22 protein-coding genes are annotated in these 25,008 nt (G+C 37.0%); 17 read left to right on the top strand and 5 right to left on the bottom strand.

The genetic code is table 11. From position 1 onward, the window contains the following. Window positions 1-31 precede the first annotated feature (31 nt). The 11 genes from HY58_RS14260 to mobC all read left to right on the top strand — a co-directional run bounded on the left by HY58_RS14260 (window position 32) and on the right by mobC (window position 15,488). On the top strand, window positions 32-1,138 hold the full coding sequence (locus HY58_RS14260; protein ID WP_039133262.1) for an MBL fold metallo-hydrolase: 1,107 nt from the start codon (window positions 32-34) through the stop codon (window positions 1,136-1,138). 8 nt (window positions 1,139-1,146) lie between these two features. Next, the gene (locus tag HY58_RS14265) at window positions 1,147-2,451 is read left to right on the top strand and encodes an MFS transporter (RefSeq protein ID WP_082022181.1); all 1,305 of its coding nucleotides are present in this window, start codon (window positions 1,147-1,149) and stop codon (window positions 2,449-2,451) included. A 321-nt stretch (window positions 2,452-2,772) separates the two neighbouring features. Further along, window positions 2,773-3,246 carry a RadC family protein gene (locus HY58_RS14270; RefSeq protein ID WP_039133264.1) on the top strand — a complete coding sequence of 158 codons (474 nt, stop codon included), beginning with the start codon at window positions 2,773-2,775 and terminating at the stop codon, window positions 3,244-3,246. Between the two features lie 54 nt (window positions 3,247-3,300). Next, complete coding sequence (locus tag HY58_RS14275; protein ID WP_039133268.1) at window positions 3,301-4,764, top strand: DUF3375 domain-containing protein; 1,464 nt, start codon at window positions 3,301-3,303, stop codon at window positions 4,762-4,764. A gap of 1 nt (window position 4,765) precedes the next feature. After that, a complete protein-coding gene (locus tag HY58_RS14280) occupies window positions 4,766-5,362 on the top strand; it encodes a DUF4194 domain-containing protein (RefSeq protein ID WP_039133271.1) in 597 nt (198 codons plus the stop codon). Continuing rightward, window positions 5,340-8,738: an ATP-binding protein gene (locus tag HY58_RS14285; RefSeq protein ID WP_039133274.1), complete on the top strand. Its 3,399-nt coding sequence runs from the start codon at window positions 5,340-5,342 to the stop codon at window positions 8,736-8,738. Before HY58_RS14280 ends, HY58_RS14285 begins: the two co-directional genes overlap by 23 nt. Next, on the top strand, window positions 8,735-9,895 hold the full coding sequence (locus HY58_RS14290; protein WP_039133277.1) for a DUF3322 and DUF2220 domain-containing protein: 1,161 nt from the start codon (window positions 8,735-8,737) through the stop codon (window positions 9,893-9,895). Before HY58_RS14285 ends, HY58_RS14290 begins: the two co-directional genes overlap by 4 nt. Beyond that, window positions 9,888-11,609 carry a hypothetical protein gene (locus HY58_RS14295; RefSeq protein WP_052324151.1) on the top strand — a complete coding sequence of 574 codons (1,722 nt, stop codon included), beginning with the start codon at window positions 9,888-9,890 and terminating at the stop codon, window positions 11,607-11,609. Before HY58_RS14290 ends, HY58_RS14295 begins: the two co-directional genes overlap by 8 nt. Before the next feature lie 238 nt (window positions 11,610-11,847). Next, window positions 11,848-12,243 carry a hypothetical protein gene (locus HY58_RS14300; RefSeq protein ID WP_039133281.1) on the top strand — a complete coding sequence of 132 codons (396 nt, stop codon included), beginning with the start codon at window positions 11,848-11,850 and terminating at the stop codon, window positions 12,241-12,243. Then, window positions 12,228-13,508, top strand: a complete 1,281-nt coding sequence (locus tag HY58_RS14305) for a relaxase/mobilization nuclease domain-containing protein (protein WP_039133284.1) — start codon at window positions 12,228-12,230, stop codon at window positions 13,506-13,508. The genes HY58_RS14300 and HY58_RS14305 overlap by 16 nt, the downstream gene beginning before the upstream one ends. 15 nt (window positions 13,509-13,523) lie before the next feature. Continuing rightward, the gene (gene mobC, locus HY58_RS14310) at window positions 13,524-15,488 is read left to right on the top strand and encodes a conjugal transfer protein MobC (RefSeq protein ID WP_039133287.1); all 1,965 of its coding nucleotides are present in this window, start codon (window positions 13,524-13,526) and stop codon (window positions 15,486-15,488) included. On the opposite strand, the gene HY58_RS14315 is transcribed toward mobC, so the two are convergent. The 4 genes from HY58_RS14315 to HY58_RS14330 are packed head-to-tail and all read right to left on the bottom strand — an operon-like array spanning window position 15,483 to window position 18,281. Continuing rightward, window positions 15,483-16,847 (bottom strand): hypothetical protein, encoded by a 1,365-nt coding sequence (locus HY58_RS14315; RefSeq protein ID WP_039133290.1) that lies wholly within the window; start codon window positions 16,845-16,847, stop codon window positions 15,483-15,485. The genes mobC and HY58_RS14315 overlap by 6 nt on opposite strands. A gap of 6 nt (window positions 16,848-16,853) precedes the next feature. Further along, complete coding sequence (locus tag HY58_RS14320; protein WP_039133293.1) at window positions 16,854-17,327, bottom strand: Mov34/MPN/PAD-1 family protein; 474 nt, start codon at window positions 17,325-17,327, stop codon at window positions 16,854-16,856. Beyond that, a complete protein-coding gene (locus tag HY58_RS19005; RefSeq protein WP_052324153.1) occupies window positions 17,314-17,790 on the bottom strand; it encodes a hypothetical protein in 477 nt (158 codons plus the stop codon). Before HY58_RS19005 ends, HY58_RS14320 begins: the two co-directional genes overlap by 14 nt. Then, a complete protein-coding gene (locus tag HY58_RS14330) occupies window positions 17,787-18,281 on the bottom strand; it encodes a hypothetical protein (RefSeq protein ID WP_156123701.1) in 495 nt (164 codons plus the stop codon). Before HY58_RS14330 ends, HY58_RS19005 begins: the two co-directional genes overlap by 4 nt. 104 nt (window positions 18,282-18,385) lie before the next feature. On the opposite strand from HY58_RS14330, the gene HY58_RS14335 reads away from it, so the two are divergent. From HY58_RS14335 to HY58_RS14360, 6 genes are read left to right on the top strand one after another with little or no spacing between them, the layout of a single operon-like run. Further along, window positions 18,386-18,973, top strand: a complete 588-nt coding sequence (locus tag HY58_RS14335; protein WP_039133299.1) for a hypothetical protein — start codon at window positions 18,386-18,388, stop codon at window positions 18,971-18,973. A gap of 9 nt (window positions 18,974-18,982) precedes the next feature. Further along, window positions 18,983-19,387, top strand: a complete 405-nt coding sequence (locus tag HY58_RS14340; protein ID WP_039133302.1) for a hypothetical protein — start codon at window positions 18,983-18,985, stop codon at window positions 19,385-19,387. Then, a complete protein-coding gene (locus HY58_RS14345; RefSeq protein ID WP_039133305.1) occupies window positions 19,377-20,150 on the top strand; it encodes an ImmA/IrrE family metallo-endopeptidase in 774 nt (257 codons plus the stop codon). Before HY58_RS14340 ends, HY58_RS14345 begins: the two co-directional genes overlap by 11 nt. A 51-nt stretch (window positions 20,151-20,201) precedes the next feature. Next, window positions 20,202-21,590: an ImmA/IrrE family metallo-endopeptidase gene (locus HY58_RS19010; RefSeq protein WP_052324154.1), complete on the top strand. Its 1,389-nt coding sequence runs from the start codon at window positions 20,202-20,204 to the stop codon at window positions 21,588-21,590. Beyond that, window positions 21,566-23,206, top strand: coding sequence for an adenylosuccinate synthetase (locus tag HY58_RS14355; protein WP_039133308.1), 1,641 nt, complete (start codon window positions 21,566-21,568; stop codon window positions 23,204-23,206). Before HY58_RS19010 ends, HY58_RS14355 begins: the two co-directional genes overlap by 25 nt. Before the next feature lie 5 nt (window positions 23,207-23,211). Further along, a complete protein-coding gene (locus HY58_RS14360; RefSeq protein ID WP_156123703.1) occupies window positions 23,212-23,841 on the top strand; it encodes a hypothetical protein in 630 nt (209 codons plus the stop codon). A 51-nt stretch (window positions 23,842-23,892) separates the two neighbouring features. Here HY58_RS14360 and HY58_RS14365 read toward each other — a convergent pair whose 3' ends face one another. After that, window positions 23,893-24,993, bottom strand: coding sequence for a YhcG family protein (locus HY58_RS14365; RefSeq protein WP_039133415.1), 1,101 nt, complete (start codon window positions 24,991-24,993; stop codon window positions 23,893-23,895). Window positions 24,994-25,008 lie beyond the last annotated feature (15 nt).

Consider the following 25,008-nt stretch of genomic DNA (forward strand, 5'->3'; position numbering starts at 1 on the left):
TGTGCCAAAATAAAACCCAAATCCACCTTGTATGGAAACAATTAAAACCATTGATACAGCAACATTAAGAGATTGGCTGGAAACCGGAAAGCCTGTAAATATACTGGACATCCGGCCTCTTCAGGAAAGAACAGAATGGTTCATCCCCGGCAGTATTTACTTTAATGCATACGATAAATTAAAAGCACACAATAATGATGCTTTGCAAGGTCTGCATCTTGACAAGACTGTTCCCGTAGTAACCTTTTGTTCAGGAGGTAAAACAAGTTTAATTGCTGCCCGCTTGTTGAGTGAACAGGGTTTTGAAGCTTACTCATTGCAAGGAGGTATGAAAGCCTGGAGCCTAGCATGGAATACTGCAAAACTATCCTTCCCTGATTTTGAAATAATACAATTCAGAAGAACAGGCAAAGGCTGTCTTTCGTATTTAGTAGCATCCAACAATGAAGCAATAATAATTGATGCTTCTCTTCCTGTAGATGCTTACCAGGAATTTTTGGTAAAGGAAAATCTTACGTTGAAGCATGTAATTGAGACTCATATTCATGCCGATCACCTCTCAAGGTCAAAACAATTGGCTGAAGACAATAAGGCAACATTACATCTTCCTGCACCTAACAAAGTAAACTTTGATTTTATTCCGGTATCTGGCACAACTGTTTTTCAAATTGGCAATATCAGTATTGAAGCCATTCAAACACCCGGCCATACAACAGAAAGTACAAGCTACCTGATTAATGATAAAGTATTGCTTACAGGCGATACACTTTTTATAAACGGAGTTGGCAGACCGGATTTGAAAGCAAATAATGATGAAGCAATGCAGAAATCAAAAATGCTTTATCAATCCTTACAGAAACTATTGGCATTGGGTGATAATATAATTGTATTGCCAGCGCATACAAGCCAGCCTGTAGAGTTTGATAACATACCTATTCAAGCAACAATCAGTAACATTAAAAAAACTGTGGGAATGCTTCAATTGAAAGAGGAAGAATTTGTCAATACCATTCTGCAACGTATTCCGCCAACACCAGATAATTACCTGTCTATTGTAGAAAAGAATATCACAGGCGATTTCGGCGACATAAACCCAATTGATTTAGAAGCCGGTGCAAACAGATGTTCAATCTCTTAACAGAAAAAATGAAAATACAATTAGGGTTAAAAGAAAACTGGAAGCAATTTACATTACTTGTCATCATAAATGCTTTTGTAGGTGGTATGGTTGGTTTAGAACGAAGTATTCTGCCACAAATTGCCGAAAAGGAATTTGCCATTGCAGCAAAAACAGCGATTCTTTCATTTATCATTGTATTTGGTATTGTAAAAGCGATTACCAATTATTACACTGGTGCATTAGCTAACAAGTTCGGCAGAAAAAAGCTTTTAGTGGCAGGTTGGATAATTAGTATCCCCATTCCATTCATGCTGATGTTTGCACCCAACTGGAACTGGATAATTGCTGCCAATGTACTTTTAGGAATCAACCAGGGTTTAACCTGGTCAAGTACTGTAGTGATGAAAATTGACCTTGTTGGTGAAAAGCAAAGAGGCTTTGCAATGGGTTTAAATGAATTTGCCGGATACATTGCTGTTGCCATCGTTGCATTTTTAACCGGCTGGATAGCCAGCAAATACGGCATAAGACCTTACCCTTTTTACTTGGGCATTGGATTGGTTTTTTTGGGATTAGCTGGAAGTATCTTTTATATAAAAGATACTAAGCATCATGTAGCAAAAGAAACAATCAGCAATACCATCCCACGGTTGAAAAATATATTTTGGGATACTACATGGAAAGACAAAAACTTAGGTTCAGTAACACAGGCAGGTTTAATCAATAACCTGAATGATGGAATGGCATGGGGAATTTTCCCAATCCTGCTTGCAACTAAAGGTTTTACTATTGGTGAAATCGGAATTGTTACAGCAGTATATCCCGCCGTTTGGGGCATTGGTCAATTGTTTACCGGGAGAATGGCTGATAAGTTCTGCAAAAAAGATATGCTCTACATAGGCATGTTTTTACAGGCCATTGCTTTGATTGTTCTGGTTTGGGCCAATACTATGTTCCATTTTATTATTCTCTCTTCCATTTTAGGATGGGGTACAGCAATGGTATATCCAACATTCCTTGCGACAGTAGCCGAAAATACAAATCCGCAGGACAGAGCAAAAAGTATCGGCATCTTTCGTTTGTGGAGAGATCTAGGTTATGCTATTGGTGCAATACTTACAGGAATAATAGCAGACTTAATAAGCATTAATGCTTCAATCATTTTCATTGGTATGTTGACGCTGACATCTGCTTTTATAATTCGTTACCGGATGAGATGCAGAACGGATGGTTCGTTGAAAATATGGAATTGGATAACAAATAAACATAAACAACATACAGTAACAGGAAATATAAAAGTGTTTTACAATGCAACACCTTCAATAAAATAACAACAAAAGAAATTTCCCGACCAGTTTATAATCTGCAGAAATACTTATTCAAATTTCATTGCTGCCTTTATATTGGCTGCAATTGTTTCGACAAATAGCCCTGACTTATTACCCCCTTCAATCTTTTTGAGATTTTTATTTTCTTCATTAATTCCTCACAAAGTTCGCCGTTTGTCTCCGTGGCGGCAATGAAATTCCGGCATAAAGAAAACTATTCCTGCATTATATCAGATACTATTTATTCCGTTGCTTCATTGCCTCGGTCGCCAAAAGGCGGATGCGGTTCCATAATTAATTTCTAAATCTTTAAAATGAAATGTTATGGAACAGTTAGCAATGAAATTTCCGGAATGGACAAGAGTAGCAGAAGTAGAATTGGTTTATAAAACAAAAGTGAAAGCTTCCGAACGACCCAAAGTAAATTCTTCAAAAGATATTTATAACATACTCCGGCAGGTTTGGGATGAAAATAAAATTGACATGCTGGAAGAGTTTAAAGTAATATTTCTGAACAGGGCTAACAGGGTTACCGGCGTTTACGATGCTTCATCCGGTGGTATTACAGGCACAGTAGCCGATCCACGATTGATATTAGCCGCCGCTATTAAGTCTCTGTCTGTATCAATTGTATTATCGCATAACCATCCCAGCGGCAACTTAAAACCCAGCCGTGCCGACGAGGAATTAACGCTTAAAATAAAAGAAGCGGCCAGCTACCACGATATTAATGTGCTGGACCACATAATCATATCCAGTGAAGGGTACTATTCCTTTGCTGATGAGGGGCTTATATAGCCCCTTTAAACCATTCTATTTCATTCTTTTAATCAAAATTTGCTATTTTGAGGAATGACCTTTGAGGAAATCCTTCTACAGTTTAAAACAGCTAAACCTTTACTGCTTTTACGGGCAAAAAATGCTGCGTTTATTATTTCCTTTTTTCAAAAAGTATTTTCTGATGCTAACATAACTACTATTACCAATAGCGAATTGCGAAGTAAACTGGAAGGCTACATGGAAGAACTGTCGTATGAAGAAAGAGATGAAGAACTGGAGGCAGGGACATTGTTTGATGATTTTTCCGTAAGAGCTGCTCAGTATATCGATAAATGGAGCAATAGCGGTTTTTTAAGAAAATACCCCAATGACGAAGGAGAAGATCTGCATGAGTTAACGCCTGATACCATCAAAGCTTTGAAATGGCTTTCTGATCTCGAACGCAGAGAGCATGTTGGAACCAACAGCCGGTTCAAGGATATTTTTTTCAAGCTTCAGAAAATGATTGAACAAACCAATGAAGATGCAGAAGCAAGAATAGAAGAACTCCAAAAGAAAAAATGGGCCATTGAAGATGAAATAAACCTGCTGAAATCAGGAAAGAAGCCATCGGTATTTGACGAAACGGAAATAAAGGAACAGTTTTACGATTTAAATAAAATGGCAAGGGAACTGCTTGCCGACTTTAGCGAAGTAGAACAAAACTTTGAGCAAATACGAAAAGATATTCAACGGAAATACACGGAAAAGGATGTAGCTAAAGGAACACTGTTAGTATTTGCCCTTGATGCTCTCGATGATATTGACCAGAAACCGCAAGGAAAAAGCTTCAAAGCATTTTGGGAGTTTTTAATGGATGAAAGAAGGCAACAGGAATTTACACAACTTACAGAAAGGCTTTACCAACTTTTAAATGAACACAATATTGATTATAATAATGATAGATTTTTAAAACACCTGAAACGTTTCCTGCATGTGTCTGGCCGAAAAGTGATTGATTCTAACCGGAAGCTAAGTGAAAAAATAAGCCGGGTACTTTCTGAAAAAAATCTTTTGGAAAGAAGAAGGGCTATGGAATTGATTGGTGATATACGACAGATGGCGTATTCCCTTATCGAAACAAAAATTAGGGAGGATGATTTTATAGTTATTGAAGATGAACCATACATTAATCTTTTTGACAGATGGGAACCTGGTGAAGAGAAAGACGATATTACCGGTATATTATTTCCAGATGGTAGCGCAGATGAAGAAGATGCGGATTTTAAAATACTGTTCGATCAGTTTACAATTGACAGAAAGAAATTGTTGCAAAGAATCGATGCAATGCTCGAAGAAAAAACCCAGGTTACTTTAAAAGAAATAATCGATGAGTATGGAATTGAAAATGGCCTGAGTGAAATTGTTGGCTATTTTTCGATAGCCACTTCAAGTACACATCATATTATAATAGAAGAAGCAAAAGAACCAATTTTAATTGGCGAAAGAAAAGTAAATGTGCCAATGGTAATCTATACAAGGCCAACAACAAAGTAATATGGAAATAAAAATCGCAAGGGCTCCATTTGCCGCAGTCATTATTAAACTATTGCAGGGGCCCGTGTATGCAGATGATAAAAACATCTGGCGGGAACTACTGGGCTGGCAATCTGCCATACAGGAATATTTTGGTAAAATAGGTATGGAACTAATCATTACTGAACAGGATGGCTTTGCAAGGGTTATGCAGCCCGAAACTGATGAAAATGATGATAATCCGCTACCACGCCTTATGAAAAAACAATCCCTCAATTATGAAGCTACATTGCTGGCTGTAATGCTCAGGGAAGGACTTGAAGAGTTTGATGTAAAAAGCGAAGGAACAAAATTCTATCTCACTCAAAAAGAAATAAAGGAACGGATTGAATTGTTTTATAAAGAGCAAACCAATAAGAGTAAACTTTGGAAAGATTTATCAAAACCAATAACCAGTTTAATAAATATTGGCATACTAAAGCTGAATCGTGAGGATACTGTCAATAAGGATAACAACCAGTACGAAATAAAAAGAATTATCAAGGCATTTATCAGCAATGATAAACTTGAAGAAATAAAGAATAAGTTAAGCAACTATGTCAACACTGTTCAGCAATAATAATTCAGATAATGGATACCGATTAAGACACCTTGAGGTGTTTAACTGGGGTACATTTAACGGTAAAGTATATAAACTGCAGCCGGATGGACGCACTTCGCTGCTTACCGGTGCAAATGGCAGTGGTAAAACAACGCTGATTGATGCGTTGCTCACCATACTTGTTCCTACCAATAAAAGATTTTATAATCAATCTTCTGGAGCTGAATCGAAAAAGGAACGTGATGAGAATTCCTATTTCTGGGGTTATCACGGTAAAACATTTTCGGAAGCTGAGGAAAAATCAAAGACAGAGCAGTTGCGTACCAAGACAGATAATCCTTACTCAGTTTTACTGGCCTGTTTTCAAAATTCCGGTACACAGCATACAATTACATTGGTACAGGTCAGATGGTTTAGTAATGGCGGGCTTCAGAAGATATTTATAGTTTCTCCCTACCCGCTGAATATTACTGATCATTTTGGAAAAGACCATTTTGATTTTAAAGGCGATTGGAAGAAGAAACTGGTAAAGCAATATGCCAAAACTGAAGTTTATAACAGCTTTAAAGAATATGCGGCCAGGTTCAGCGAATTGTTTGGTTTGAGAGATAAAGCCCTCTCACTTTTCAGCCAGACGGTTGGAATTAAAGTATTAGGCGATTTAACCAATTTTATCCGGCAGGAAATGCTGGAAGAATCAGATGCAGAGGAGCAATTTAAAGGCCTCTATAATCACTACAGCGACTTATTGATCAGCCACAAAGCCATACAAAAAGATGAAAAGCAACTTGAATTGCTGGAGCCGGTAATAAAAAACAAACACAGATTGGATGAATTGCGACAAAAAAAAGAACAGCTGGATTTTATAGAAGAACAGATGCCTTTTTATCTTGGTAAAATTGAGTATGGATTGCTTGAGAAAGATGTTGAGAGACTTGAACTTGATATTGAAATTGCCAACAGGGATAAAGAGTTAATTTCTGCTTCCGTAGATAGACTTGATAAAGAAAAGGAACAGCTTGTTATGCAACGGGCTGCATTGAATATTGACAGCCAGATTTCTCTACTGAATAAAGATATCGACGGAGAAACGGAAAAAAGAAATCGTAAAAGTGCTGAAAACACCCGGTATGTAAAATTTTGCGAGCAGCTAAAACTGGATACTGAAATTGATGTAGCTGTATTCAGAAATAATTACAATAAAATACTTGAATTAAATACCTCTGTTCCTGCGGAGTCAGAGAAGTTTGCAGAAAAGAAATTGAGGCTAAAAATTGAGCAGGAAAGCGTAGGTAACAAAATCGAGGATCTGCAACAGCAAATTACTTCGCTTTTAGCACGGAAAAACCGTATCCCTGACGACCTGATTAATGCAAGAAAAAGATTGGTTGATATATTGGAAACAACGGAAGATGAAATTCCGTTTGTAGGTGAATTAATCAAAGTGAAAGCAACTGAAAATCTTTGGGAAGATTCAATAGAAAAATTGCTGCATAACTTTTCGATGCAGCTATTAGTTCCGGAAAAATTCAGCAAAGCAGCTAACCAGTTTATTTATAACAATGATATGCGGACAAAGCTGGTGTATCATAAAATTGACCGAAGACCATCCAACAGTATTGTACGTTGGCCAACTGAGAGTGATGCTTTGGTAAATAAACTTGAACTAAAAGAATCAGAATATTCGAAGTGGCTTGAAACCACTCTGCTTGATAGGTTTAATTATTATTGTACCGATGATTTGGAAGTATTTTATGGTTCACCCAAGGCCGTTACATCAAATGGCTTGATGCGGAATGTAAACCGGCATGAAAAGGACGACCGGCCGGGAAGATGGAATAAGTCAAAATACAGGCTGGGATGGGATAACAAAGCAACCATTCAATACTTGCAGCAGCAGAAGTATAATGAGGAAAAAAAACATGCTGCACTTTCCGGTGAGATCAAAGAACTAACACCGCTTATTGCAGCTTTGCAGCTAAAGGTGCAAACCATTTCTAATCTCATACAGATAAAAAATTATGATGACATAAACTGGGCGCAACATGCAGAAAAGATTAACACATTGAATAAGCAGGTGCAGGATTTAAAAAAATCAACAGATGCTTATGAGTTAATTGAAAAACAAATCAAAGAAGTAGGAAAACAATTACAGACTGAAAATGAGAAAAGAGATGCTTTAATAACAAGGATTAGTAAACTTGACGACGAATATAACAGCAAGAACCTGCGTAAGCTCAACCTGAAATTTGAAGAATTACAGGAAGCAGGTGAACAGGCAATTATTGAATTTTTAAAGGAAGAAGAAATTGCTTCCTCCGGTATTCAAACATTAACGCAGTTTGATAGTATGATGATGCAATCTGCAATTAAATTAAAGGCAAGGCAAAAGGCAGCAGGTAATGCGGTTAACAAACTTGAACTTGATACCACTACATTAATTGCAGCCTTTATAAATCCGGGAGAAAAAATTACCAATGAATTTGCTAACTGGAGCGGAGATGTAATGAATATAAAACCCGACCTCACAGGGCTTGGCGACCTGGAAGATTTGTATAAAACTATACAAACACAGCGGCTTGTTGAGCATAAGCGGAGGTTCCGGGACTATATGGATAAAAGTATGCTGGATGCACTCACCAGCTATAGGGCCTGGCTCAACAATGAGTTGAGTAAAATTGAGGATATGATTGAGGAATTGAATGTGCCATTAAAGAAGATAACCTTCAACCGCAATCCTGATACTTATCTTCAATTGGAATGTCGCCAGCTAAGGGGCGAAAATGAAATAAATATTTTCAGAGGTCAGTTAAACGCTGCCATACCCAATACACTGGATTTTGCAATTCAAAAAGATGAGAGTTACCGACAGGAGGTTTTTAATAATATCAAGGAGTTAATTACTGAATTACAGAAAGAAGAAACCTGGCGAAGAAAAGTAACGGATGTAAGAAACTGGCTTGTATTCAGTGCCAGGGAATATTCTGCAATGGAAAACAAAGCAGGTCAATACCATGACAATACAGCCAGCTATTCCGGTGGGCAAAAAGCACAGTTTACATACGCTATTTTAGGTGCTGCTATTGCCCACCAGTTTGGAATATTTCAGCAAGGTAAACAGCATAAGAGTCTCCGCTTTATCACAGTTGATGAGGCTTTCAGTAAGTTAGATCCTGAAAAGAGCCGGTTCCTGATGGAGTTTTGCGCACAGCTAAATCTTCAGATATTGGTGGTTACCCCGCTGGACAAAATTAATATTGCGGAGCCTTATATTAATGCGGTTCATTTTGTGGAAATAAAAAACAAGAAAAGTTCTGTTCTGTATAACCTTACAATGGAACAATACTACGAGAAGAAAGAAAGTTTTAAACAGTTAGCCGAAACAAGAGAATGATAACACCAAATGAACTTTTTGAGAAATCTGATAAACTGTTTTATAAGGTTATCACAGCAGTTTTGAAAGAGCAGGATATTTTTCCCCTGGTCATCCCTTCGAACAAGAAGTTGTCAGGTACAAATTTCAGTGAGCTTAAAGCAGCAATCGTTCCACTTTATCAGCAATCAAAGCAAGTCAAAGGGAAAGGTTACACTATTGAATGGAAAGAAAAAGTAGTTGACGGTACAAAGCAGAAAATACCATCAAAAATCTTTTTTGAAGCCCTCGATGATTACCTTTTTTATGCAAAGCGAACAAAAGACTACGAAGCAATTATTAATGCTTTTGATAACATAACTGCATCATGTAATAGCTTGTCAGCCTGGGCGAAAGAAAACGTTATTTTCCTACTTAACCAAGCGGATAAAATAGACGATTTAATAAAAGTCTGTATTTATTTCTGTAATAATAAACCACCTCATAATCTATACTTAAGAGAGTTGCCAATTGAAGTTCATTCTAAGTTTGTTGAGGATAATACTGCAGCATTAAAAAAAATGCTTGATGTAATGTTGCCTCCAAATTGGATAAACAAAACTGAAACTGATTTTTCCAGCCGCTACTACATCAAGAAGCCTAATATCTATGCCCAGATAAGAATATTGGATGAAAGTCTGAAGCCAATAATTGGATATGATGAGTTAGCATTGACATTAGAAGACTCCGCATTGCTGAATTGGAAGCCCGAAAAAGTTTTTATAGTTGAAAACAGGGCATGTTTTCTTTCATTTCCCAAAGTAAAAAATGCCGTAGCAATATTTGGAGAAGGGTTTAAAAGCAGGATAAGCAAACATATTCCCTGGCTTGCAAAAGCAGAATTATTTTGTTGGTTTGACCTTGATGCGGCTGGGTTTGAAATGCTGAATATAATCCGGCAATATTACCCCGAAGCAAAAAGTTTTTTAATGGATGAGAAAACCTACAATCAGTTCAGCCAGTTTTCAGTTACTTCCCCATACAGAAAACTGCAATTAGAAAAATTAGATGCCAATGAATTGAAACTATATGAATTTTTGCAAGCCAATAGCACGAGATTAGAGCAGGAACGCATAACCAATTCTTATATTTCAGAACAACTTAAATCACTCTTAGTTGGGGTTTTAAAAAATGGCTAAAAATGAAAAACTGGAAGATGCGATTGATAAACTGATTCGTAAAGTAAGTACGTTTGAGCCCGAAAGCTTCGCTGGTTTTTTTGCTTATTTGATTAAACGTCGGCCAAAAGATTTTATAGATATAGAACTAAATAAATTCGAGTCCAAACTTAAAGACTTTTTCTACCTTATTGCACTTAATGCATTTGCCGAAAATAAAGGTTGTGAGCCGTTTGACTTTAGCCCGGCGACCATAAGTGAATTAGCTGATTTAGTAAATGAAATTCGTAGCTATTATCATGTTCAGAATTTCGAGGATTATACTGAAGATGCGGCTATTCATGAGATGGCCTTCAGAAACCATTTTGATAATGGTGTACTAAGTTATGTGGAACAGGATTTAGAAAAAATAAGAACAGTTTTTCAGCCATTTGAAGAAAAAATAAGTGAAGCTTTTGGCCTTGATATAGATTTCCTTATTGAAGTTTATAAAGCCACAGAATTAGTAACAAAAATCAGGTTCGACCAGGTAATGAAGTTTACCCATACCAAAGAGTTCAATGAGTTTCATGCAAAGTTTCATTCCAAACAAATAACATTCTCTGAAGGTATTGATCAGCTACCAGAAGAAGTCAGCGATGCGTTGTTATCATTTCATGCTAAAACTCATGCCTATCTGTTGTTTTCAAAAGAGGATTTATACCATACACTTGATAAAGATAAAGTTGATAGATTTCTGAATCTGTTTTCTTGTAAACCAGCTTCATTAAAATCTTTCAGATACTACACAGAAAATAACCCAATCGAACTGGCACCGATTCTGGAAATATCTGAAAATAAATACCTGCATATATGCCAGAAGCAAATCCCCATTGCCATTTACAGGCGTATGTATGATTTCCTGTCAAAGGACGAAAGTTTTAAGGACAAAATTCGTAAGCATCGGGAAAAGGAATTGGAAAGAAAAGTTGCGGGAATATTTAGGTCCGTTTTCAATGATTCTTCTTCATTCTTATATGAAAACTATTTCGTTGTTGAAGGCCATGAACAGGACTTGCTTATCCTGACGAAAGGCTCGGCTATTATTGTTGAAACCAAAGCATCCAAGTTAAGAGAACCTTTCCGGGATATGCAGAGAGCTATTGTAAGATTGAAAGATGATTTTGAAAATTCTGTACAGTACGGATATAATCAATGCAAACGGGTTGAGAATTTATTTGCAGGTCAAGAGCGATTTGATATAAAAGACGACAAAAGAAAGGTTCTTTATACAGTAAATCCTGCCAGGTTTCATTCTATGTTTTCCATAGTAGTTACATTAGAACGATTCGGGAGTTTGCAAACAGATTTAAACCTGCTGCTGAAAAAAGGTAAGACTGATAATTATCCCTGGAGTGTTTATATTGATGACCTTGAAATTTTTCTGCTTACATTGAAGCATCACAGGCGCAATCCGCAAGGTAAATTTTTAGATTTTTTACGCAGCAGAAGGCAGCTTCATGGTCACATGTATGCAATAGATGAATTGGATGTTTGCGGTTATTATCTGAAGCAACCGGAAAAGTTTAAAGACTATGCTCAAATGTCCGATACACTTTGCCAGTTTTCAGTGTATGAGCAGGCAATTTTTGATGAAATTTACCACTCTGGCAGCCTACGTTTTAAGGAAGAACCTATGCCTGATTTTCACAGGTATTTCAGTTCAAATAAACCCCACTCAAAAGCAAAAGACTAACTTCTGAAAATTGTTTTGCCTGACTAAATATTAGCCATGCAAATGGCAATACTGGTACAGATTTTACACCTGTTTTACTATGAATTTGCAAGAGCTTAAATATTCTCAACGGATAGATTTTATAAAGGCATAATGTGCCCGGTCTTGCACATGGCAAGATGTACAAATGTGCCACATTTGGAATCTTGCCCTTCACTCCGAAGTCGTTTCGGGGAATTGAAACAGAAAATAAAAAGCTATGAAGAAAAGTGAAAAAGAATTGAGGAAGCATTTTGTTAAGACAAGGATGAATGATGATGAGGTAAATCAGTTGCTAAAACTGCAACAAAGAACTACCGAAAAAGACACCAGCAGTTACCTGAGAAAAGTAGCGTTGCAAAAACCTGTAACAATCAAATACAGAAACGAAAGTGCAGATGACTTTTTATTAGACATGCTGAACCTGAAAAAAGAACTCAACGCAATCGGTAATAATTTTAACCAGGCAGTGCACAAATTGCATTTGCTGGATAAGATACCCGAGTTCAGGATTTGGGTGAATCAGTATGATGGTTTGCAAAAAGTATTAATCAGTAAAGTGGAAGAAATCAAATTACGGATGAACCAACTCTATGATCAATGGTTGCAAAAATAACCATACCAAAAAGTATTGAAGCGGCACTGAACTATAACGAAAAGAAAGTGCAAAAAGGAATTGCTTATTGTCTTCATGCAGCCAATTATTTAAAAGATACAAAAGACATGAACTTTTATCAGAAGCTGGCAGGTTTTGAAAGGCTGAACAGTTTGAATGAAAGAGCCAGCACTAAAACCCTGCATGTGTCTCTCAACTTTGATCCATCAGAAAAATTAGCTGAAAGTAAGTTACTGCAAATTGCATTTGACTATATGCAGAAGATTGGCTTTGGCGAGCAACCTTACCTCGTTTATAAACATGAAGATGCCGGGCATCCGCACATTCATATTGTAAGCACTACAATAAAAAATGACAGCAGCAGGATTAGTACTCATAACATCGGTAGAAACCAATCTGAGAAAGCAAGAAAGGAAATTGAACAAACTTATGGGTTGATAAAAGCCGAAAAACAACAACAATTAAGAAGCCCAGGCATCAAGCCTATGGACATTAAAAAAATAGTTTATGGCAAAACTGAAACAAAAAGAAGTATATCCAACGTGGTGGGTGCGGTATTCAGCAGTTATAAATTTTGTTCGTTACCTGAATTTAATGCAGCACTCAAACAATTTTATGTCGTTGCCGACAGAGGCAAAGAAGAAGGCAGGATTTACAAGAACCGTGGATTGGTTTATCGGGTGCTGGATGCTGATGGGAATAAAGTGGGTGTTCCGATCAAAGCAAGTTCAATTTCTTGCAAACCAATATTAGACAACCTGGAGAAGAAGTTTACAGCAAATCAAACAGTCAAAGAAAGTCTGAAGCCTTTTGTAAAAGTAAAACTGGATGAATGCCTTGCTCAATCTCCTGCCTCAATTAAAGAACTAATGAACTATCTGAAGCAAAAGAATATCTACACGGTTCTTCGCCAGAATGCAGAAGGCAGATTGTATGGGATTACGTTTGTTGACAACCAGAACAAATGTGTTTTTAACGGAAGTGATTTAGGCAAGGGTTACAGTGTGGCGGCTATACAAAGCAAACTCTCCAATCATCCTATTGAAAATGCAATCAGGCAGGATGAAAAGGAAAGTAGTCATTCGTCCAGTGCTGTCGGTAAGGGAATGCCGATTTCGAAAGACAAAGAAAAAACTGTTTTTGTTTCAGCATCTAAGGAAAACCTGCTCGATGTGTTGCTTACTGCAAAAGAACAATTCGGAAATACACCTTACTCACTACTGAAAAAGAAGCGAAAGAAAAAGCGGAAGAATTCAAATTCATAATTCAACAAATATTTTATGTCAGTTACAGGAGAGAATGAACAGGGGCTGCGGAAAATAATTGACCTTACAAGATTTGCCAGCATCTTTATTTTGCTGCTGCATTTTTATTATTTCTGTTACCGGGCTTTTGAGCAATGGGAAATTACCAGTACAATTACAGACAGGCTGATGAAAAATATCAGCCAGACGGGTTTGTTTAATGGAGTGTTTACTTCAAAATTGATTGCTGTTGGTTTGCTGATCATTTCTCTGCTTGGAGCGCAGGGCAAAAAGGATGAGAAGATAAACAAGCGAAGTATTGCTGCGTATTTACTAATTGGGTTGCTGCTATTTTTCGGTAGCAGTTGGTTCTTTAGATTGAATGAAGCTGTTGAAATTGTAGCGGTCGTTTATATCGTCGTTACAGGCATTGGTTTTTTATTGATATTGGCGGGTGGTAATTTGTTGAGCCGTTTAATCAAATTGAATCTTTCAGATGATGTATTTAACTCACTCAATGAAACCTTTCCGCAGGAAGAAAGATTACTCACCAACGAATACTCAATCAACCTTCCGGCCAAATATAATTTGAAGCGACAGATAAGAAAGAGTTGGATAAATATTATCAATCCATTTCGTGGGTTATTGGTTATCGGCAGCCCGGGTGCAGGTAAAAGCTGGTTTGTTATTCAGCATGTAATTAAGCAGCATATTGAAAAGGGTTTTGCCATGTTTGTGTATGATTTTAAGTACGATGACCTCAGCAGAATTGTTTACAACTGGCTGCAGCAAAATAAGCACCGCTATACCGTAAAGCCTTCTTTCTATGTTATTAACTTTGACAATCTTTCTGTATCACACCGCTGCAATCCATTAGATCCATCCACGATGAATGATATAACTGACGCTACAGAAAGTGCAAGAACCATTTTGTTAGGATTAAACCGGGAATGGATAAACAAGCAGGGCGACTTCTTTGTTGAATCGCCTATTAACTTTGTTACTGCTATCATTTGGTTTTTGAGAAAATACAATGGCGGAAAATATTGTACACTGCCGCATGTCATAGAATTGATGCAGGCAGAGTATGATGAACTGTTTCCTGTACTCAATACTCAACCAGAGATTGAAGTGTTGGTAAATCCGTTCATCACAGCTTATCAGAACGATGCGATGGAGCAATTGGAAGGCCAGGTAGCTTCTGCAAAAATTGGTATGGCCCGTTTGGCTTCTCCGCAGTTGTATTGGGTTTTATCTGGGAATGATTTTACATTAGACATCAACAATCCTAAACATCCCAAAATTGTTTGCGTTGGCAACAACCCGGAAAAGCAGCAGATCTACGGAGCTGTGTTATCGCTATACATCTCAAGATTGGTTCGACAGGTAAACAAGAAAGGAATGCATAAATGCAGTTTGGTGTTTGATGAATTCCCAACCATTTATTTCAACAACATTGATAGTCTCATTGCTACTGCCCGGAGTAACAAAGTAGCCACTACTTTAGCAATGCAGGACTTTAGTCAGTTGAAAAAGGATTATGGAAGAGAACAGGCAGATGTGATTGTAAACATTACCGGTAACATCATTAGTGGTCAGGTAATGGGTGAAACTTCCAAACTCTTATCGGAACGTTTCGGAAAAATTATGCAGGACCGGCAGAGTGTTTCCGTAAGCCGTACCGATACATCAATAAGCCATTCCAAACAATTGGACAGCGCCATACCTGCCAGTAAAATAGCTGCCCTTTCTTCGGGGGAATTTGTTGGTATGGTTGCTGATGATCCCCACGAAAAAATAAAACTCAAAATGTTTCATGCTGAGATTATCAATGATGCCGATAAGCTAAATGCTGAAGTAGCGGCTTACAAAAACATCCCCGTTGTTTCCAACGTAATCCAGCAACAGGTGATGGATAATTTTTACCAGGTGAAGATGGAGGTGAAAAGGTTAATTGGGGAGGAAGTGAGGAGGTTAAAGACTGAAAAGAAAAATTTATGATTCAATGCTAACAAAACCATTCCGACTTAATTCAGTTGTATAGCCGCCTTTGATATGTTGTATTGCTTTTAAATCACCAGCATCTCTTAGGTGTGCTACAATTTTTTCAAACCTAATACCGCCATTTAAGCCCCTCAATAACTCTGCAATGACGAAGGCGCCTGAACATGCACCCACAAATGATGCTGAAATTGCTTTGCCGGCAATAGATAGAGGTACAATGCCACAGATATCAGAATCATGCTTTTTTAGAACCTCATGAACTGAATGATTAATTTCCTGCCTGGCCCCATCAACATCCCCCCAAATATCTTTCGGCGATTTCGTTGCTCCAGGAAAAGAATGCAGAATAATATTATCAAAAGTAGCGAGGTTACCTCCTAATGCCGATTCCACTATTAAATCAAAGCCTACATTTTCCAAATGAAGACGAGATGATGCAGAATCAAAACCACATAAGGCAACAAAAGGATCTTCATCCACTTTTCTTGTGTATTGATCAAACCTTCTTTCAGTTATTACGGTAGTAAAGCCCCGTGCTTCTAACCACGTACTACATTGTCTTGTTTTGTATTTGCCTGTATCGTTTTTATCGCATAGTAAACCAGCGCTAACATTAGCTTCGACTATTCTGTCATAATCCTGAAGAAGTATAGAAATTTCTTTGGTTTCCCTGTACGGCAATAACCCTATATTCCATAAATAAGCTTGTCCCAGATGGCCAAGACCCAACAACCAAATTTTTTTTGGAAGAAATGTTATTTGCGGACCGCCAGCATCTTCCGAAAGCCAGTGTAAATCGGGTCGCCAAAGTGATATGCCAACTGTTTTATCGCAGCAGGCAATACTAATTCCAGCTAATTTTAGAAAAGATTGGCAAATCGCCAGACCTCCTGAGAATATACCTGCGGTTGGCAAGTTTCCGATTTCATCAAAAGGGAGAGCTTCGTATTCGGCAAGTATTCCGCCTTGCCAACTATTGCACACTATTTGTATCGAATTATCATCATTTACTGGCAGGCCAAACATTATTTTAAAGCAATCAGAAGGGAGATTATCTGTTAAAACGCCACCAGTTTCAAGGATGATTTCATTAAAGGTTTTTGCCTCCGGCCAAGATAAAAGACATGGGGTATTATCCGGCATGAGTATGTACACTCCCCCAAGGAAGGCTCTCTTTCCTGTATTCACAGCTGTAATCAATGCTGCTTGCAAGGGTAGTGAAGTTTTTATTTTCTCCCCACAAACAAGGTATATACTAAGCGACTCCAATTTTTGAATTGCTTCTATAGGAGAACATTTCAGCTTTTCAATTATGCCAATAGATAAACGGTTAAATCTGTCTTCGGATAACTCCATTGCTAATTATTTATCTGTAATAATAAATTTCCCTGAAACTGTCTCCCATGTTCTCCACTGTTTATCTCCAAGATATTCATGGATACCAATATTGTTTAGTAACTGTCCTCTTTTGGTCGCTAAATGCGGAACTATTAATGCCAAATGGCCTGCCTGTGCAATCATAGGGTGTTTTTTATCAGGACCGCTTTGCCCCGTCCAGTTTCCGGGGTGAGTATGAACATCTGCCAGTACCTGTAATCCTTTTTCTCTGCAAATTTTCCAAAGCGGTATATACCCATCACCATCAAAAACAATAATACCAGTATCCAGAGAATTAGGATCCAACTCGTCATAGCAGATAAACTCCGTTACTTCTTTTTTCAAAGAATTACCAAGAAGAAAGGCCCCGCTTTCACGAATGCCTTTTCCTCTTTTCTTTAACTCCTTTATAAGTTTTTTCCAAAGGGGTTTGGTTATAGACAAATTAGTGGCTGGCATAGTCTCCTGAATTTAATAAGCGATGTAAAAAATGCAAATAGACCTGAATTTTGAAAGTAGGTTTCCACCATAAATCAGGAAATACTGTTTGCCATCCTTCATGACCAGGCATAGCAAGCCGGTCGCAAGGTGCGTAAAGCGCATTTGGATTCCACTCCGGCCTAAAGGTTGTTGAAACAAACTTGCTTCCTTTGGGCCAGTTATCGTTGGATAACCTTGTATTTTGTTCCATGTTCCAGGGGCAAGCGGTAGGAGCTTGTGAAGGATAACCGGAAAGCTCAAACTTAAAGTAATACCTATCTGGATAATTTTCTTTACTTGCGGCTTGCACCCAAATAACTACTAAAGGCCATGTGGGATATTCCGGGCTTTCATCCACAATACCCCACATTAGGTTGTCAACTCCTGTTTGAAAACCGGCCTCTGAAACATGCTGTTTAAACAGTAGCAAATCTGGTTTCATCCCTGTACTTGTTTATTAGCAGTAAGTAATAAACTGATACTACAGTTTGGAAATGCCACAAACGAGCCGATATGATCTCCCGGCTGTAAAACAGTACCATCGCTAAGTTTTAAAAGCAGGTCCGCAGCATCGCCATCACTAATATTAAATTCCTTAGCTGATTTTTTTAGAATCTTTTTAGCGGTAGTGGAAGGTGGCACATTCTGTGTAATGGTTTGACCATTGTACTCAATAGTTACACTTACCTTTTTACAACGATGACAGTGAATGTGTACCTTTTTTTTGATTCCACCCTTTCCTCCGATCTCGTCTTTTTGTTTGTGATCTTCTTCGTCCTCCAAAAAAAGCTCCACTTCATCTGGGTTGCCTGAGCCAGGAAATTCCTGCTGGTACTTGTTAATAACATCTTTTACGGAAGCTTCATCAGAAACCTCCACCAGTTTGGGTTCACGGTTGTTTTCTCCGTGTACGTAGATTTGAATTGTTTTCATATTTAAAATGTTTATACTTGTATATGCTCCAGGAAGATTCTTTTTTGCCAATGGCCAAAAAAGATATTTGTGGAGCATAGTAATATAACCACCATATTATTTTAATGGCAGTAATTGACCCACAGACTTTTGAGCAGCTAAAACTGATTCCTGAAAAGGAATGGGAAATTATTTTTAAAAAACTGGTGCTTTATAGTGAATTACGGTTAACAAAGGTTGGGTTTATGCCAAGAACTGAGAAGGATGTGAAAAATGGCGAAGATTTTGCGAATGATGCTATTGAAAAGTTATTTAGTGGTGATAGAGCCTGGGATTTTATACGCTTCCCTGATATCTTAATTCATCTGAAGGGTGTGGCAAAAAGCCTGATTTGGAATCATATTAAATCGTCATCAAATGCAATTGTAAAAAAAGAGCTTACTTCCGTAATCATTGACAATTCAGAGGACATTGATTCTTATACAGATGTGGTAGACAAAGACGATCCTGAAGCAATTATGATTTCTGAGGGGAATTGGATAGAAATTGAAAAGCAGTTTGGAGATGATTCTGATGGTTTTATCATGTTTTGTGATTGGATTGACGATATTCCGGCAAGAGATATTGCGAGAGAATATAACGTAGATGTTAGTGTTGTTTATAATACAATTAAAAAAGGTAAAAGGATTATAACAAAAGTATTTACCAACTAAAAAACTATCATGCCGTCAAAAAAAATAAATATTGACCGCTTAATCGATTCTTATCTTGAAACAGCCTCAAATAATCCTGATTCTTTGGATGATATATTAAAAGAACATGGATATGACCCTCAAAAGGTTGAAAAGAGAGGCCTTAATAATATTAAAAAACTGATGTTTCAGCAACAAGTTGCTATTAACAAGGATAAATTATTGGGGTTATATGCTAAGGCTTTGCTGATGGTGCAGGTAGCAACTGCGGACACTAAACAAGCAATTTTTGGTTTGCTTAAACAAAAATCCCCAAGCATTCAGTTTAGAAATCTTGAAAATTTGGATGTAGAAAATTTACGGCAGATTTTAACTGAAACAGAAATTCTTGATTTTATTGAAAAATTGGAAAAGGGTGAGATACATGATTTCTAAGCCTGTTTTGAAAGCAAGAGAAGTATTAGATTATTGCGGCATAGAAGACCCTGCCACTATTTCTTTGCCGGATTTAATTATTTATCACAACGGAGTTGTAAATGAAATACCACTAAATAATTGTGATGGAAGAATGGTGATGAAAAATGGGAAGTCAATAGTTTCATTGAACTCTAATATTGAATTTCCACAAAAAAAACGCTTTGTTCTGGCTCATGAATTAGGTCACATCCTACTCCATAGTAATAAAGAAGCAACATTCTCTGATGATTATTCAACTTTAGAAGCGTATAAGCATGGCTCACAAGAAAAAGAAGCAAACGACTTCGCAACTGAGTTATTAATGCCTGAAGTACTTTTTAAAAATGCCTGTTTTAAACAAAAATTTTCCCCTGATTTAATTAGACTTTTGGCAGATAAATTCAATACAAGCATTACTTCTACTATTTATAGATTTATTGATTTTGGTAACCACCCAATTTGTATTTTTTTTAGTAAAGATGGTAAAGTTGAATATCATAGAAAGTCGGCTCAGGCCTATTACAAAATACCTGATAGAAATAAACTCAATGTTCCAACTGATTCAGTTGCGAATGAATACTATTCCCAAAATAGAATTTATAAAAAGGAGGATTCTGCTCAACAGATTTACAAATCAACATGGTTTGAATTAGGCGATTATGAGGCTGATAGACCTATGTTTGAATTTTGCGTTATAACTCCCAGATACAATACAGTTTTAAGTGTCATTTGGGAGAAATAAATTCATAGAACAAATACTTTTTAGTCTTATTTTTACGAAAAAATTTAGTAAATGCCTAAGTGGAATCATAAATCAGTTATTAGGCTAATGGAAGAGTCTGGCAATGATGACCCTGTTAATGAAATAAGAACAAGAGCCAGAAATCTTGTTTTAAAAGCTTTTGAACTTGGATGGGAAGGACCGCCATATAGCCCTATAGAATTGGCCAAATTTCTTAATATAGATGTTATACCTAATGATTCGGTCACCGATGCAAGGATTGTTCCATTGAATAAAAAGCATCTGCAAATTCAATATAATCCTTTTCAGAAACCAACTAGAATTAATTTTTCAGTAGCACATGAAATTGCACATACTTTATTTTCGGATTGCGAAGATGATATAAGAAATAGAGAAGATGAGCCCCAAATAAACAGGCAGCTGGAGCAATTATGCAATACGGCTGCTGCGGAAATTCAATTACCTTATGCCGTATTTTCTAATGATGCAAACACAGCCAGACCTTCTATTGAGGGTTTAATTGAATTAGCAACTAAGTATAAAGCCTCTTTGGAATCTGTTTTTATCAGATATACAGAGGTCATTGATAAACCCTGTGCCATCTTAATTGGGATTTTTCAGACTGATTCGAAGATTGTGATAGACTATTATAAGGCATCAAAACATTTTAATCTTCAGGTACCTGACAGTTTCGAAGTGCCTTCCAATTCAAAAGCCTATGAATGTACTTCACCTGGCTGGACTTCCAGAGAATCAGAAAGTTGGGGTATTTTCAAAAATGAGGAGTATAATATTTTTTCTATAGGGATCTCTCCATACAGGAGAGATAATAAACCGAGGGTGGGAATTTTAATCCTGCCAATGCATGAGCAACAGAAATCAATTTCTGAGGATAGAATAGTTCTTGAATACGGGGATGCGACTAAGCCAAGAGGGAATGGTATAAAAATAATAGCTCAGGTTGTTAACACAAGTGGAGGCTTGGGAATTGGGTTTGGCAAAGCACTTGCAAAAAACTATCCAGTTGTGAAAAAAGAAATGGAAAAATGGCATAGCAATAAGGGTGATTATATTCTTGGAAATACAAACCTTATTCAGGTAAATGACACTACTTACGTATTTCAAATGCTTGCACAAAAAGGTTTATATCCAAAAGGAAATGAAATTCCTTTAAAATATAATGAGTTAAGAAATTGTTTAATTCAGCTTGCTGAAGCTGCACATGAGTTAAAAGCCAGTGTGCATATGCCCCAGATTGGAGCAGGTCAGGCTAAAGGGGATTGGAATATAATTTTAGGAATGATACATGACGAATTAATAAGTAAAGAAATTAAAGTGAATATATACCTTTTACCAGGCAAGGCGTATAATCCAAAAGTCCGTTCAAACCTTACAATATTTAAAGAAGATTCTACATGGGAGACAGGAAAATTATTTTAGTTCTTAGTGGTGAAATATGCACTGGTAAGACTACGTTAGCTGATAAACTTGTAGAAACCTTTGAGTTTAAACATTGCAGAACTAAAGAAGGGTTAAATCTTTTTGCTGAAAAGAAGCTGAAAGGCAAAATATCTGACAGGGATTTTCTTCAAAAATTTGGAGAAGAGTTAGATGTCAAGCAAAAGGGCAAGTGGGTTTTAGAATATTTTCAGTTTTGTTTTTCAAAATCTTTTGATGAAAATAGATTTTACTTAATTGACTCTGTAAGAATTTTTGATCAAATTAAGCACCTGAGAGAAGCGTACAGTTATTTTGTATTTCATATACATTTAGAAGCTTCATCAAAGAGCCTTGAGGACAGATTTTATAACAGAGGAGAGATAAAAAGCCTTGATAGTAAAATTCAGAAGAAAAAATACAAAGGATATAAATCTGATCCCACAGAGCAACAAGTGAACTCATTAAAAGATGAGGCGGATTTAGTAATTGATACTGACAGGTGTAATGTAGATGATGTTTTTGTAAGAGTGGCAAGTTTTTTTAAGCTATTACCGTCAACTACAAATGAATTGGTTGATGTCATTGTAGGCGGACAGTTTGGATCAGAGGGTAAAGGTCAAATTGCCGCACACATTTCACCAGAATATGATTGCCTAGTTAGGGTTGGAGGGCCCAATGCCGGGCATACCGTTTTTGAGAAACCCACAAATCATGTTTTTCATTTATTGCCGTCAGGCACTCATAGAAGCCCCAATGCAAAATTAATATTGGGGCCAGGAGCCGTATTAAATCTTGAAAAAATATTAAAAGAAATAAGAGAATTTGATGTTGAAGCCGACAGACTTGTGATAGATGAAAATGCAATTATTATTTCCGAATCTGATATAGCCGAAGAACAAAAAATAAAAGACAAAATTAGCTCAACTGGACAAGGAGTTGGCTATGCTACAGCAAATAATATATTAGCCCGACTAAAAGGTGACGATAGGCACAAAGCGAAAAACTTTTTAAAAGAATTAAGACCTTTTTTAGGAAATACGGATGAACAACTTGAAAAAATGTATCGGGATGGTAAAAAAGTTTTACTTGAGGGGACTCAAGGTACGGGATTAAGCCTTCACCACGGGCTTTACCCCCATATAACTTCAAGGGATACTTCAGTGTCAGGATGTTTGTCAGAAGCAGGTATATCTCCAAAAAGAGTAAGGAAAATTATTATGGTGACCAGAACTTACCCAATAAGAGTAGGTGGCGAGTCTGGCCCATTTTTGAGCAAAGAAATTGATATGAAAACTGTAGCAGAGCGTTCAGGTAAAAACGCAGAAGATCTAATTAAGAAAGAAATTACTACTACAACTAAGAAGAACCGTAGAATTGCCGAATTTAGCTGGTCTTTGTTTAGAAAAGCATGTGAGCTTAATTCACCCACCGATATTGCACTCACATTTACAGATTATTTATCCGTAAAAAACGAAAATGCAAGGAGGTACGAAAAACTCACTCCTGAAACTCGGCAGTTTATTGAAGAAATTGAACGATGCTCAGGTGTAAAAGTATCATTGATAGGCACAACATTTGATTATCGGGCAGTAATTGATAGAAGAAACTGGAAATGAAATTTATGGATATACAAAAATTTATCGAAGGCAGACCTTATTTATATCATTTGACAAGTAAGGAAAATGCAAAAAAAATTGTAGCTCAAAAGAAGCTTTATAGTACGAATAGGCTAATAGACTTATCAGATAATCCTGATTATCTGAAGCTAAAACGAGAACGAAGAATTGGACACAAGGAAATTCTAATCAAAACCGAATCTTACTTTCTGAGAGACCAAAGACCTATTTCTGAATTAGCATTATCCAAATGCTTAACGCACAAATGGGGAGTTGCAGATTTTTTGGAGCATCTGAATGAGAGGGTTTTTATGTGGCCTACTCTCGATAGGCTTTGGAGACACTATGATAGATACGCAGGTGAGAATCCTGTGATATTTCGTTTTTCATCGAAGGAAATAATTGGGCTAAACAATCATGCGAAATTTTGCCGTTTAAATTCGGGCGCAACAAGAGCAAATTCTTATTTAGGTGGAAAAGCACCAGAGCGTGGGCCTGATACTTTTTTGTCTGCTAAGCATTACGATTTACCAATTGGCAGTATTGCAGAAGTAACATTTGAGAAGGAATGTAATATAGATTGCAATTTTCATACTTCTTCGAGCCCTGAAGGGGTATTTAAATTAATTACGTGATTAGATATGCAACGAAGATGCCCATGAAGTAATGAAGTCGGTATTAAAATCTTATTTTAACAATTTCCCCAACTTGTCAGTATCAGGTAATATCCCTTTCATTTGTACTGGAGTTTGTTTAGATGTTTTATATGTAGCAACACCCATAGCCTTATCAAAACTCTTAATGGCAAATTCAACCACAGTGTTGTTCTTTTCTTTACAAAGCACAATACCAATGCTGCTGTTTTCCTGCTGTAGTTTTATTTTTTCATCCAGTACATTCAGATAAAAATTAAGCTGCCCGGCATCAGCAGGTTTAAATTTCCCTTTTTTCAATTCAAAAGCTACCAGGCATTGCAGGTAACGGTTAAAAAATAGCAGGTCAATAAAAAACTCATCGCCGTCCACTTCCAGCCGATATTGGTTGCCAATAAAGCAAAACCCTTTGCCCATCTGTAAAATAAAATTGCGGATGTTTAAAACTACCTGCTGTTCAATGTGTCGTTCATCGTCAAGTTCATCACCTGCAATAAAATCCAGCAGGTATTCATCTTTAAACATCTTTATAGCAGATGGCTTTAGATTTTCAGCCAAAGTGCCATCAAAATTATTAGGCAATTTGCCTTCCTTACCAAAAAGGTCATTCTCAATATGATGTTCCAAAACCGTAACAGACCATAAATTGGAAGCCGTTGACTGAATATAGAATACTCTGGCATCCCAAGTCTTGATTTTGGTAATAATGGTAAAATGATGGGTAAAACTGACACTTGTGAAAGATTCATAAAAGGCATTATTTTTAATTTGGTTCGTTTGTGCCGAACTAATTGAAAAATCCTCTGTGGGATCAGGTTGCTGTAATTGGTTCGTTGTCGCCGAACCAATTACAATATAAGGGGCATAAGCCTCCGCAAATAGCCTTATTTTCTTCAAGTTTCCCGACGAAAAGCCCTTCAAACCCGGCAGTTCTTTTTGCAGGTCAGCAGAAATTTGTTCGAGTACCTTGGCACCCCATTTCTGGGCCTTTATTTTCTCTGAAATCATTTGCCCCGTCTTAAAATAAAGTGCCAGTTGCTCACGGTTTGCGAGCCTGGCTGCCACATAGCGGCTTTGTACAATCTGCTTCTTTATTAATTGGATGAACTCTTTATAGCTTTTATCTATTTTCATGATTCTGAATTTTAA

The organism is Flavihumibacter sp. ZG627 (assembly GCF_000814325.1).
Taxonomy (GTDB): Bacteria; Bacteroidota; Bacteroidia; order Chitinophagales; family Chitinophagaceae; genus Flavihumibacter.